General features: G+C 63.4%; 11 protein-coding genes and 1 pseudogene. 5 read left to right on the top strand and 7 right to left on the bottom strand.

Features of this window, described 5'->3' with window-relative positions:
• Positions 1-299: 299 nt before the first annotated feature.
• The 4 genes and pseudogenes from O4H53_RS06845 to O4H53_RS06830 all read right to left on the bottom strand — a co-directional run bounded on the left by O4H53_RS06845 (position 300) and on the right by O4H53_RS06830 (position 5,353).
• Entirely contained in the window at positions 300-1,520 is a 1,221-nt protein-coding gene (locus tag O4H53_RS06845; protein ID WP_269362419.1) for an adhesin, read from the bottom strand.
• A gap of 813 nt (positions 1,521-2,333) precedes the next feature.
• A pseudogene (locus tag O4H53_RS27180) lies at positions 2,334-2,483 on the bottom strand (BapA prefix-like domain-containing protein); the annotation flags it as partial.
• 444 nt (positions 2,484-2,927) lie between these two features.
• Positions 2,928-4,325 carry an FAD-binding oxidoreductase gene (locus O4H53_RS06835; RefSeq protein ID WP_269362415.1) on the bottom strand — a complete coding sequence of 466 codons (1,398 nt, stop codon included), beginning with the start codon at positions 4,323-4,325 and terminating at the stop codon, positions 2,928-2,930.
• Positions 4,326-4,447: 122 nt separating this feature from the next.
• Positions 4,448-5,353: a LysR family transcriptional regulator gene (locus tag O4H53_RS06830; protein ID WP_269362414.1), complete on the bottom strand. Its 906-nt coding sequence runs from the start codon at positions 5,351-5,353 to the stop codon at positions 4,448-4,450.
• 141 nt (positions 5,354-5,494) lie between these two features.
• On the opposite strand from O4H53_RS06830, the gene comD reads away from it, so the two are divergent.
• From comD to O4H53_RS06805, 5 genes are read left to right on the top strand one after another with little or no spacing between them, the layout of a single operon-like run.
• The gene (gene comD / locus O4H53_RS06825; RefSeq protein ID WP_114274869.1) at positions 5,495-5,992 is read left to right on the top strand and encodes a sulfopyruvate decarboxylase subunit alpha; all 498 of its coding nucleotides are present in this window, start codon (positions 5,495-5,497) and stop codon (positions 5,990-5,992) included.
• A 1-nt stretch (position 5,993) separates the two neighbouring features.
• A complete protein-coding gene (comE, locus tag O4H53_RS06820) occupies positions 5,994-6,557 on the top strand; it encodes a sulfopyruvate decarboxylase subunit beta (protein ID WP_269362413.1) in 564 nt (187 codons plus the stop codon).
• Between the two features lie 46 nt (positions 6,558-6,603).
• Entirely contained in the window at positions 6,604-7,560 is a 957-nt protein-coding gene (locus O4H53_RS06815) for a tripartite tricarboxylate transporter substrate binding protein (protein ID WP_269362411.1), read from the top strand.
• Positions 7,561-7,586: 26 nt separating this feature from the next.
• On the top strand, positions 7,587-9,089 hold the full coding sequence (locus O4H53_RS06810) for a tripartite tricarboxylate transporter permease (protein WP_269362410.1): 1,503 nt from the start codon (positions 7,587-7,589) through the stop codon (positions 9,087-9,089).
• A complete protein-coding gene (locus O4H53_RS06805) occupies positions 9,089-9,544 on the top strand; it encodes a tripartite tricarboxylate transporter TctB family protein (RefSeq protein ID WP_269362409.1) in 456 nt (151 codons plus the stop codon). The genes O4H53_RS06810 and O4H53_RS06805 overlap by 1 nt, the downstream gene beginning before the upstream one ends.
• A 75-nt stretch (positions 9,545-9,619) precedes the next feature.
• Here O4H53_RS06805 and O4H53_RS06800 read toward each other — a convergent pair whose 3' ends face one another.
• The 3 genes from O4H53_RS06800 to O4H53_RS06790 all read right to left on the bottom strand — a co-directional run bounded on the left by O4H53_RS06800 (position 9,620) and on the right by O4H53_RS06790 (position 12,522).
• Positions 9,620-9,991 carry a hypothetical protein gene (locus tag O4H53_RS06800; RefSeq protein ID WP_269362407.1) on the bottom strand — a complete coding sequence of 124 codons (372 nt, stop codon included), beginning with the start codon at positions 9,989-9,991 and terminating at the stop codon, positions 9,620-9,622.
• A gap of 540 nt (positions 9,992-10,531) precedes the next feature.
• Positions 10,532-11,302: an SDR family NAD(P)-dependent oxidoreductase gene (locus O4H53_RS06795; RefSeq protein ID WP_269362406.1), complete on the bottom strand. Its 771-nt coding sequence runs from the start codon at positions 11,300-11,302 to the stop codon at positions 10,532-10,534.
• Complete coding sequence (locus tag O4H53_RS06790) at positions 11,299-12,522, bottom strand: SGNH/GDSL hydrolase family protein (RefSeq protein WP_269362404.1); 1,224 nt, start codon at positions 12,520-12,522, stop codon at positions 11,299-11,301. Before O4H53_RS06790 ends, O4H53_RS06795 begins: the two co-directional genes overlap by 4 nt.

Here is a 12,522-nt window from a genome sequence, read left to right as displayed (position 1 = left end):
GAACGAAGGGCCGCGCCCGAGCCTGGGAGGGCGCATTGAGACGCGCATTCGGAGCGCCTCCCTTACAAATATCAATGTTGTCAGTGTGATACGAGAAGTCACCAAACGCGCCCTCCCGGGGGGAGGGGCGGGCGCGGCCCGGGCTGACACCCGGGCCAAGGCGTGTGGCTGGCGTCGTGGAAGAACGATTTCGTTGTTTCGGGGGGTGGGCGGGTGCAGGAACGTGCTTTTTCAGCAGCCTCAAGCCCCACATTTAATGCGGGGCTTGAGATTGTTTCGTTGTTCTATCGAACCACCGGTTAGACGATGTCGTCTGCTCCACCGCCCAGACCACCGAGCAACCCGCCCAGCAGCCCGTCTTCACCGGCTACACCGTCCAGCAGGCCGTCGCCACCGCCGAGCAGGCCGCCGACGATACCCTCATCGCCGAGGACACCACCCAGCAGACCACCGTCGCCGCCGAGCAGGCCACCAACGACACCCTCGTCGCCGATAACGCCGTTGAGCAGACCGCCGTCACCGCCAAGCAAGCCGCCAACGAGACCCTCGTCCCCGAGCACACCATCCAGCAGACCACCACCGAGAAGGCCGCCATCACTGCCGTCGCCCAGCAGGCCGACACCGGTCAGGTCCCCGACCAGCCCGTTCTCCCCGGTCACGTCACCCAGCAGGCCCATGTCACCGACAAGATCGCCGGCCAGGCTGTCGGACCCGGTCACATCGCCCAGCAAGCCTTCGTTCCCGGTCACGTCACCAAGCAGACCACCGTCGGCGATCACCGGGTCGAGCAGGCCATCTTCGGCACCAATGCTTGCCAGCAGACCGCCGTCGCCGCCGAGCAGGCCACCAACGATACCCTCGTCACCGAGCACACCGTCGAGCAGACCACCGTCGCCGCCGAGCAGACCACCAACGATGCCTTCGTCGCCAATCACGCCATCGAGCAGGCCACCGTCACCGCCAAGCAGACCACCAACGAGGCCTTCATCGCCGATCACGCCATCCAGGAGACCGCCGTCACCGCCAAGCAGACCGCCAACGATACCCTCGTCGCCGATCACCCCGTCAAGGAGACCGCCGTCGCCACCAAGCAAGCCACCAACGATGCCTTCATCGCCGATCACGCCATCGAGCAGACCGCCGTCACCGCCGAGCAGACCACCAACAATACCCTCATCCCCGAGCACACCGTCCAGCAGGCCGCCGGTTCCGCCATCTCCGTCAGTTGTCCCAAGCAACCCGGTTCCAACCAGATCACCGACCAGGCCATCAGCGCCGGTGAGATCCGACAAGGCACCATCGTTGCCTACCAGATCGCCAAGCAAGCCATCGGAACCCGTGACATCCCCAAGGACGCCGTCGTTTCCGGTGACGGCACCAAGCAATCCATCGTTGCCCACAACACCATCCAGCAGACCGGTCTCGTCGGAGATTGTGCCGTCACCGACGACCGGCTGGCCCAACAGATCGTTGCCGGCGTCACCCAGGACACCCTCGTCACCGAGCAGATCTCCAAGCAAACCGTCCGAGCCTGTGACAGCCCCGAGAAGCCCGTCATTTCCGGTCAGGCCCCCGAGAAGACCATCGTCTGAGAGAAGCGGGTCAAGGAAACCTTGTTCGCTATCTGCATCGGCATCAGCATCGGCGTCGGCGTCGGCGTCGGCGTCGGCATCGGCGTCGGCATCGGCGTCCGCATCCGCATCAGCATCGGCGTCGGCATCTGCATCTGCATCGGCATCAGCGTCGGCATCCGCATCCGCGTCAGCATCTGCATCAGCGTCAGCATCCGCATCGGCGTCAGCATCCGCATCCGCATCGGCGTCTGCATCTGCATCCGCATCGGCGTCAGCATCTGCATCCGCATCGGCGTCAGCATCCGCGTCTGCATCCGCGTCTGCATCCGCATCGGCGTCGGCATCCGCGTCAGCATCCGCATCCGCGTCTGCATCCGCATCCGCGTCCGCATCGGCATCCGCGTCAGCATCCGCATCCGCGTCTGCATCCGCATCGGCGTCTGCATCCGCATCGGCATCAGCATCCGCGTCGGCATCAGCATCCGCGTCGGCATCTGCATCGGCATCCGCATCTGCATCCGCGTCAGCATCGGCGTCTGCATCAGCATCGGCGTCTGCATCAGCATCCGCGTCTGCATCCGCATCTCCGTCGTCGCTATCGCCGCCACCGGCAGACATTGCCAGCCCCAGGCCCGCCAAACCTGCCGCGACCAGGCCAGCCTGTTCTTCTTCGCTCAGCCCTTCATCCTGCTTACCTTCGATATCAACATTGGTATCGTCGCCAAGCGTCAGGCTGTGCAGGGACCCGTCCTTTGCAGGCTTGAAGTAATCCTTGATGACAATCGTATCGCCATTTTTCAATTCGACAGTCAGCACATCGCCCTGCCGAGTGTAACGGGCGATGTCCGACTGAAGCGCATCGATTCGAATGTTAATCTCTTGTCCTGCTTGTAAAACAGTGTTGGCCATGGGGCACGTCCTCTCCACACCCCACGCGAGGGTGTCGTAAGTTGCATTCCAAAGAGAATAAATCATAACTTAAGTATATATTCAATCGAGAACTCAGGCTCTTGCCGCTCGGATCAGGCTGCATGATTTCCATGGGCGCCGAGTGGTTCACGTCGCTCGCGTCGTTTTGGCAATCTTTCAATATTTCAAACCGAACTGAACGCGGCGACAGAGCGCAGCCCACCAAGTTTCACCCAGCCAAAGCAGTCGGTGGTTTCATTTTATCATTGATTTATGAGAGAATAAGCCATGCGCGGCGGTCCAGGGTGCAGCACCGGCACTGACGCAATGCATTGCGGTAAAAACGAAAAGAGCAGGGCGGCCCCGACCCGGGTGCCCGAAGCTGACCTGAGGATCCTATGAACCTCTTGCCGGACGGAGCGTCACAGCCGCTGCAGCGGCGGGTCAGTCGAGCAGCGCGCCGGGGTTCATGATGTTGTTGGGGTCGATGGCCTGTTTGATCTGGCGCAACACGGTCATCTTGCTCGCGCTTGCGTGTTTCTTCAGGTCATTTCGTTTCAAACGGCCAATCCCGTGTTCCGCGCTGATTGATCCGCCCAGCGACAGGGTCGCCTCGTTGATCGCCTCGCGCACGCGGTTGGCGATGCCGGGATGGGCCTGCAGGAAATCCGACTTGGCCATCCCCTCGGGTGGAAAGACATTGTGATGAATGTTGCCATCGCCGATGTGGCCATAGCTGTTTGTGCGCAGCCCCTGATGCACGGCGGTGACTGCCGCATGGGTCCGGGACACGAAGGCGTCGATCTGGCCGATCGGCACGGCGGTATCGCTGCTGCAGAAGGCGCCGGTCCTGTGGTTGGCCTCGGGCGTATGCTCGCGCAGTGTCCAGAGCGCGTCGCGCTGCGCCTCGGATTCGGCCACCACCACGTCGATGACAAAACCCTGCTCGATACAATCCGCCAGCGCCGCCTCGGTTTCATCACGCAGGCCCCGGTTGCCCGCGGTGTCGATCAGCAGATACCAATCATGGTCCCCGGCAAAGGGTTTCCTCAATGTCGGGAAATGCCTGCACACAAGGCCCACGCCGAACCCGCTCATCAGTTCCATGCCGTTCATGCGGTTGCCGATGGCCCGGCGCAGGGCGCGCAATGTCCGCAGGGCATCCGCCGGTGAGGTGATGGCGCAAAAGGCGGTCACGGCTTCCGGGTCACGCGGCTTCAGCATCAGGCTGGCGGCGGTGATGATGCCCAGGGTGCCCTCGCTGCCGATCAGCAGGTGCCGCAGGTCATATCCGGTGTTGTTCTTGCGCAGCGGGCTCAATTCCTCCAGCACCTCGCCGGAGGGCATCACCGCCTCGATCCCCAGGCAGAGATCGCGGGCATTGCCATGGCGCAGCACCTGTATCCCGCCTGCGTTGGTGGCCAGGTTGCCGCCGATGGTGCAGCTGCCCTTTGACGCCATGCTGAGCGGGAACATAAGGTCGTGCCGCGCAGCCTCTGCATGGATGTTCTCCAGCACGCAGCCCGCCTCGGCCACCATCACGAAATCGTCCGGCGAGACACTGCGCACCCGGTTCATCCGCTCCAGCGACAGGATGATGGCATCGTTGCTGTCGAGCGAAAGCTGCCCGGCCACCACGCCCGTGCCGCCGCCATAGGGGATGATCGCGATGCCGTTTGCATTGCACAGCCGGACGATCTGTGACACCTGCGCCGTCGTCTCGGGCAGGACAACAAGGCAATCCCTGCCGGTAAAGCTGCCGCGCGGGTCTTCGAAGTAACGCGCGGCATCCGCCCCGGACCTGCAAGCGGCATCCCCGACGATGCCCCTGATATCATTCAAAACTCTGTCTTCCGGCGTTTTCAGTGCCACCAACTGCCCGGTACTCCTGTCTTCTGGATCGTGGTACGGGCTCATTCTGTGGCAAAAGCGATCTTTAGCAAGGCAAGATAATTTGCGATTATCTAAGCCATCTCTTTAGGAAATGCCCGCCCGCCAGCGGCCTCGACCGTCCCGATCAGCTCCTCCAGGAACCGCGCCACCAGACGGTATTTCGAGCAATCGGCGCGGCTCAGGATCCCCAGTGTCCGCGACGGGGCCGTGGGCCCCAGCGCCAGTTTGCGCAGGCTGCCAAAGATCGGGTCCGGCACGCAGAAATCCGGCCCGATGGAGACGCCCAGATCATGCGCCACCATGCTTGCGATGGTGTCGAGCGAGCTCATCTCCATCATGTCGCGCACTTTCAGCTTGCGGCGGGCCAGCCAGTCTTCCGCCATGATCCCGATGGCAGAGAGCGCGCTGTGGCGGATGAAGGGTTTGGTTTCAAGGATGCGCACGGGATCGGTTTCCGTCACCTCGACCGAGGTCAGAAGCACCAGTTTCTCGGCCACGAAAGGGGTCCATGTCATCGTTGCGGGGGTGCGGTTCGGTTCGCTCACCAGCGCGGCATCGACGGTTCCGTTCTCCACCATTTCCTGCAGGGCAGGGCTTAGCCCCGGCACAACCCGGATGCGCAGGTCGGGGTATTGCCCGATCAGCCCCTTCATCGCCTTGGGGACAAGCCCGCGCAGCGTGGATGGCACCGCCCCCAGCACCATGTCCCCGATCAGGCGCGGGTCACCTGTCAGGTCATCGAGAATCGTCTCATAGGCGGCGACGACCTCCTTGGCCTTGGGCACCATCGCGCGGCCCAGCTGGTTCAGGCGCGGCGACTTCTGCGACCGGTCGAACAGGGCGACGCCAAGGGTCTCTTCCAGCCGCTTCATCTGCTGGCCGACTGCCGCATGGGTGACACAGACGCGGTCCGCCGCCGCGTTGAAACTGCCTTCTTCGGCGACGGCGATCAGGGTTTTGAACAGGACGATGGACACTTGCGCAGCTTTCCCGAAACGTTTGAACAGAGGATTTACTAAAGCATTAATTTACAAATGGGAAAAGAATGTTGGTTTGTTAAAGGTTCTCTTATCGCGCAAGATCGGGAAGTATGAACCTATCCAGGGGGAGGCCTGCACTTGAGCATCGACGCAAAGATCGTCGCCGATCTGGTCAAGAATGACGTGAAACTGGTGACGACAGTTCCCTGCAAGCAGCTTGCAGGGGTGATCGCCGAAGTGGACCGGTCCGAAGACATCTATCACATTCCCGCCAACAAGGAAGACGAGGGGATCGGCATCTGCGCCGGTGCCTTCATGGGGGGCAAACGCGCCGCGATCATCATGCAGAACACCGCCCTGGGTGTGACGGTGAACACGCTGGTCACGCTGACCCAGTTCTACCGGATGCCGCTGCCCATGCTGATTTCCTATCGCGGCGAACTGGGGGAGCCGGTGGCCTGCCAGGTTGAAATGGCGGTGCATACCAAGGCGCTGCTCAATCAGCTTCACATCCCGACCTATCATTTCCATCATGAATCCGACGCGGAGGAACTGGACAAGATCCTGCAGTACACCTTCATGTGCAACAAACCGGTCGCGATCCTGACGGATGCCACTTTCTGGAAAGGGTACTGACATGATCCGATCTGACGTCCTGCGCACGCTGGTCCCGGTGATTTCCGACCATTTCGTGGTCTGCAACATCGGCCTGCCCAGCCAGGAACTGCACATGCTGGATGACCAGCCCACGAACTTCTACATGCTGGGCACGATGGGCCTTGCCTCTTCCATCGGGCTGGGCGTGGCGCTGGCCCAGTCGAAAAAGGTGATCTCGATAGACGGTGACGGTTCCGTGCTGACCAACTTCGGGACGCTGCCGACCATCGCCAACAACGTGGCCGACAATTTCATCCTGCTGAACATCGACAATGGCAGCTACGGCTCCACCGGGGATCAGCCGACCTATGCGGGCATGAAAACCTCGCTGGCCAAGGTGGCCGTGGCCTGCGGCTGCGAGAACGTCATCGAATGTCAGGCCGAGGAATGTGCAGATGTCATGAAAGCCGCGCTGGCCAGTGACAGGATGACCATCATCGTGTGCAAATGCGAAAGCGGGAACATCCCCGTATCGGTCATCACGACCGATCCGGTCGTGATCCGCGACCGGTTCATGAACGCGTTGAAGGAGGCCAACGCGTAATCAAGACGGCGCAAACGCCGATAGCAAGCAGCTCTGGGAGGAACACATGCTGAAAAGAACATTTCTGAAGATGGGCGCAGCCCTTGCCGTGACCGCATCGCTGGCAAGTGGTGCCAGCGCGGCCGAACTCAACGGGCCGGTCAATTATATCATCCCATTCGGACCGGGGGGCGAATCCGACATTTCCGCCCGCTTCCAGCAACCCTTCTTCAAGGACAAGTTCGGCCAGGACCTGGTGATCTCCTACCAGCCCGGCGGCGGCGGTGCGGTGGCCTGGGCCACGCTGAACGGGCTGAGCGATGACGGCCAGACGATCATGGGCGTGAACCTGCCCCATATCATCATCAAGCCGGCACAGAAGGATGTCGGCTTCAAGACCGAGGACCTGAAGGTCTTTCACATGTTCCACTTCACGCCGGATGCGATCATCGTGCGCGCCGACAGCCCCTATATGACGCTGGAAGATCTGGTCGAGGATGCCAGGGCGAACCCGGCGCAGGTCACCATCTCCGGCTCGGGCAAGGCCACGGCCAACCACCTTGCACATATCAAGTTCGACAAGATGGCCGATATCCAGACGACCTATGTGCCGTTCAAGGGCACCGGGGCCGCTGTCACGGCACTTCTGGGCAACCAGGTGAAGGCCGAGTGGGGCTATTCCACCGTGGCCGCGACCCAGGGCGAAGAGGTGCGCATGCTGGCCGTCGCGATGGAGGAGCGTCACCCGCTGTTCCCCGATGTCCCGACCTTCAAGGAACTGGGTTATGACATGGTGGGCGGCGCCTATCGCGGCATCGCTTTGCCGAAATCGGCCAGCGACGAGGTCACAGGCATGTGGTCCGACATGATCGCCGAGATCAACAATGACCCCGCTTTCCGTCAGCAGATGCTGGATAACGGCTTTGCGATGCTGGATGTGGAGGCCGCTGGCATGGAGGATTTCATGGCGGCGCGCAGCGAGGAATACCTCAACGACGCCCGCGAGGCAGGGTTGATCGAATAAGCTGATCCGCGCATAGGCCCCATATCATGGAATTCGGTCATTTCCTGTCCGCCCTGACACCGTTCAACCTGGTTCTGGCCTTGTTCGGTGTGGTGGCGGGCACGATTGTCGGCTCGATCCCGGGCCTTACCGCAACCATGGCACTGGCCGTGCTGGTGCCGATCACCTTCAGCATGGACCCCGCCTCGGCGCTGATCCTGCTGGGCGCGATCTATACCGGGGCGATCTATGGCGGGGCCTATGCGGCGATCCTGCTGAACACGCCCGGCACGCCCTCTGCCATCGCCACCACCTTTGACGGCTATCCGATGGCGAAACGCGGCGACGGTGACCTTGCGGTCGCCCTTGCCTGCTTTGCCTCCGTTGTCGGCGGGCTCGTGGGGGCCTTCGCGCTGCTGCTTCTGGCACCGCCCCTGTCCAAGGTGGCGCTGGCCTTCGGGCCGATAGAATATTTCTGGCTGTCGATCTTCGGCCTGTCGCTGATTGCCTCGCTCTCTACCGGCAACCTGATGAAGGGGCTGGCGGGGGGCGCTTTCGGCATGCTGCTTTCCACCGTTGGCGTGGCGGAAGTGTCCGCCGATATCCGCCTGACCTTCGGCAGTCAGATGCTGGTCGGCGGCTTTGGCGTGATCGGCGCACTGATCGGGCTATACTGTATCCCCGTGCTGATCGACCTTGTGGCGACGCCGGACCGGCACCTCAAGGTCGAGGAAGACGTGCGTTCCGTCCGCATCGGAGAGGCGTTCCGCATCGCCGCGCGGTCCAAGTTCAACCTGATCAGATCGTCCGTCATCGGCACCCTGATCGGCATTCTGCCCGGCGCGGGTGGGTCCGTTGCCGGTCTTGTCGCCTATTCCGAGGCCAAGCGCAGCGCCAGGCCCGACCAGAAGTTCGGGCAGGGCGAGCCTGACGGCATCCTTGCCACGGAATCCGCCAACAACGCGACCGTGGGCGGGGGTTTCATCCCGACGCTGGTGTTGGGCATCCCCGGCACGCCGCCCGATGCCATCGTGCTGGGCGCACTGCTGGTGCAGGGCGTGCGTACCGGCCCCACGATGTTCAGCCAGAGCGGCTCCATCGTCTATACCTTCATCTACGGGTTGCTGATTGCCACGGTGCTGATGCTGCCCGCGGGCCTGCTGATCGGGCGCTATGCCTACAAGTCGATCGTGAACATTCCCAAGGCCGTCCTTGTCCCGACGGTGGGATTCATGACGATCATCGGCACCTTCTCCATCCGCAACAGCGTCACGGATGTGATCCTGATGCTGGGCCTCGGTGTCTTCGGCTGGGTCGTGGGGCGCTTCGGCTTTGCAGCCTCGCCCATCGTGCTGGGCCTGATCCTTGGCCCCATCGCCGAACAGGGCTTTGTGCAGGGCTGGACCATCGGCTCGGCCACCGGCAACCTCTTCGGCATGTTCTTCGGGCGGCCCATCTCGCAGGGGATCATCGCCTTCACGCTGCTCAGCCTGTTCCTGCCGCTCTATACCGCGTGGCGGCAGCGTAAGAAACCACAGGAGCAAGGCTGATGCCGGACCAGCAACGCCAGCCGGAAGGCCATGTGGGATCGCTGGTGATTTCCGCGCTCTTCGTGATCATGGGGATCGTCGCACTTTACGACACCACGGGGTATTACGACCGCGACAGCCAGGTCTTTCCACGCACCGTCGCACTCCTGATGATCCTGACGGCGGGGCTGTCCCTCGTCACCCGCTTCCTGCATCCGCGCGAAAGCGGTGGCTTCGGCACCGGCACCTGGTGGCGGCGGGTTCTGCTGATCCTGGCCATGTTCGCGGCAAGCCTCGCCATCCCGCATATCGGTTTTCTCGCCAGCGGCGCGATTGCCTTTGCCGGCGGGCTCATCGCGGCAATGCATGACCGGTGGACGGTAACGACAGCGGCGCTCTACGCGGGAAGCGGCGCGGCGGTCATGATCGCTTTCTTCGCGCTCTTTCGTTACGTGCTGCACGTTCCGCTGCCCTGAACGCCGACCTTGTGCGCCAGGCGCGCGCCGAAAGATCCGTGGCGGCGGAGCCTTCGAGATGCGTCTCGATCAGGGTCAGCAGCCCGTCGACGGAAGGGTCCGCGCGGAGATGTCGGGATAGGCTTCGGCGCAGACCGGACCGGCTTCGGGCGTCAGCGCATGCGCCTTGCAGGGGTTGAAGGCAATGGTGATCCGGTCGCTGTCCGGTCTGCGGTGATCAATGGGCACGGAGACATTGCCGCAGATCACCATCTGGCCGCTGTGAAACGATTGCTGCACCTTCATGAGTACAGCGAATGCGCCGGCTGTCGCGCAGAACACGACAAACACACGCGTCAGGCCAAAGCCGCCCGCACCGCCCCGGTAGCGGGGCAGATCGCATTGCGCCCGCTCGAAACCAAAGAAATCAGGCGATGCTGAAACGGTTTGGTCCGCAAGCATGGGCATAGCTTCGGTCCTTGCGCGCACGACAGCCGTGCTGTTCAAGTCTATGGGACCCTTGAAATCCCCTCTATCAGATCTGCGCGCGGGTTATCCGCTTTGCGCGACCGTGAGGCGTTCAGCCGTTGACCCCGGCCTCGCGTTTCGAGCGGCCCGGCGTCACCGAGGGCGGCTTGTGATAGGCAGCCCGGTACGCCTGTGCGAAACGGCCAAGGTGGGAAATCCGCAGTCAAGCGCAATCGCCGTGACAGAGCGGCCAGCCCCCGCCAGAAGCCGCGCCCGCGCGCGTTCAAGCCGCATCGCCGTCAGATGTTCTCAGGGGCTCTGACCCGTCGCAACCCTGAAGGCATCCTGAAGATGCCGGGTCGGGGCACCGACAGCCTCGGCGATACCCGGCACCGTGAGCGGATCTTGCACATGGGCGGACATGTATTCCAACGCACGGGCGATCTTTGCGGGGCCCCTAGACGGAAGGTGCCAATGGCTCGGTTGCGCGGGGACACCTGCGTCCAGCGGGCAGAGGGGGCAAGCGCCAGCGCGAAGGCGCTACAGCGTTTCAACCACCCCGCCGTCAACCCTGAGGCTGGCACCGGTGGTGGCCGAGGCCTGCGGGGCACAGGCGTAGACGATCATATGCGCGACCTCTTCCACGCTGGCCGCGCGGCGGATGATCGAACCTGGCCGGGCCTCCATCGTGAAATCGGCAGCGACCTCTTCGAGGGTACGGCCCGTTTGCGCCACGCGTTCGGCCAGCATCTCGCGCAGCCCGTCGCTCAGTGTCGGGCCGGGCAGGACCGAATTCACCGTGACGCCAGTTCCGGCAAGGCGTTTGGCCAGCCCGCGCGCCAGTGCCACGTCAGCCGTCTTGCTCACGCCGTAGTGGATCATCTCGGCCGGAATGTTGAAGGCGGATTCCGAGCCGAGCATGACGATCCGTCCCCAGCCCTTTGCGACCATGGAAGGGGCCAGGGCACGGCTGAGGCGCATGGCGCTCATCACATTGACCTGCCAGTGCCGGTCCCATTCCGCGTCTTCGGTTTCGAAAAAGTCACATGGCACAAAGATCCCGGCGTTGTTGACGAGGATGTCGATGTCTCCGGCCGCTGCCGCCAATTCGGCACAGCCCTGCGCCGTGCCCAGATCGGCGGCGATGCCACGTGTGCCGAGCGCCGCTGCCAGTTCGGCGACCTCCTCCGGGTTCCGGCCATGCAGGATGACATCGGCCCCGGCCTGTGCCAGCGCCTTTGCCGTGGCTTTCCCGATGCCCTTGGTCGAGCCGGTAACGAGGGCGGTCCTGCCGCCAAGATCAATCTTCATTGGTCCAGTCCTTTCAGAAGTGTCTCTGCCACGGCTTCGGCCATGGCCCGGTTGCCCTCCGCCCCCGGATGCAGGTGATCGCCGCTGTCATGGGCCGGATTCAGGCGCATGTCGTCATCCCTGTCGGCGAGCAATTGGTCAAAATCCACAAGGCCATCGTGAAAATCTGCATCGCGCAGCCAGTCGTTCAACGCGCGGCGCAGGGCGTCCTTTTCGGGGCTCCAGTAGCGCGCTTCCATCGGTGTGCCCGGCAGCGCGCCGTCAAAGGGCGGGACGGTGCCGAGGATCAGGCGCATGCCCTGCGCCTGGACGCGCGCCGCGACCTGCAGCAGCCCGGCCTGAAGGCGGTCAAGGCGCATCGGCGGCTCTTCGGGCGCGAATGGCGTGCCGGGCCAGGCGATGTCATTGGTGCCGATCAGCAGCACCAGCGTATCGACCCCGGGCACCGCCAGCGCGTCGCTCTCAAGCCGTGCCAGAACGCTGCGCCCCATGCCGTCGCTCAGCAGCCGTGCGCCCGAGATCCCCGCATTGACCACGGCAATCCCTCTGGCCGAAAGGGCGCGGGCGAGGAAATCGGGCCAGCGTGCCATGGCATCCATCGGCGCGCCGTTGCCGTCCGTGATTGAATCCCCCATCGCCACGACCACCTGTCGCGCGGGCCGGTCCGACAGCACCGCGCTCAGGGTCAGCCGCGCCGGGATCTCGCTCAGGACCGCCGGGTCGGCGCGGTCGGCATCGACCAGATAGCTGGTCTCGCGGGCATCCCAGTGAAAATCCTCGGCCACGGCCCCCGGTCCAAAGGTCAATGTGACGGCGATCCGGGCCCCGGCCTCGGCTGGAAAATGCACCGGGTCCGAGACGAATGTTGCCCCCGGCGCGATGAATGTGCCGGGCCTGCCGCCGAAAAGAACGGGCTGCGGTGCCTCGGCCCTGGCCGCACCTGCGCTCTGCGCCAGGCTCACGGCATCGATCGGAAGGGGCTGGGTGCCGTGCAGGTTCGACAACACCAGCCGCAGGTGCGCCGCCCCATAGCCAAGCGTCAGCGGCTGGCGGATCGTCGCACCGGCAATGCCGTCCGGCAGGCCGGTCTCAAAGACGGAAGTATCGCGCCAGACCGCTTGCGGGCTGGCCATCCAGGCCGGGGTCCAGCTTTCGGCTAGCGCGGGGGTTGCGAGGCTCATGGTCAGCAGGGTTGCGGTTGCTTGGGAAAAAGTGCGCAT

This window comes from Sulfitobacter sp. G21635-S1 (genome assembly GCF_027213915.1).
Taxonomy (GTDB): domain Bacteria; phylum Pseudomonadota; class Alphaproteobacteria; order Rhodobacterales; family Rhodobacteraceae; genus Sulfitobacter.
The sequence above is the reverse complement of the archived record's forward strand: the minus strand, read 5'-3'. Positions and strand labels throughout refer to the sequence as shown.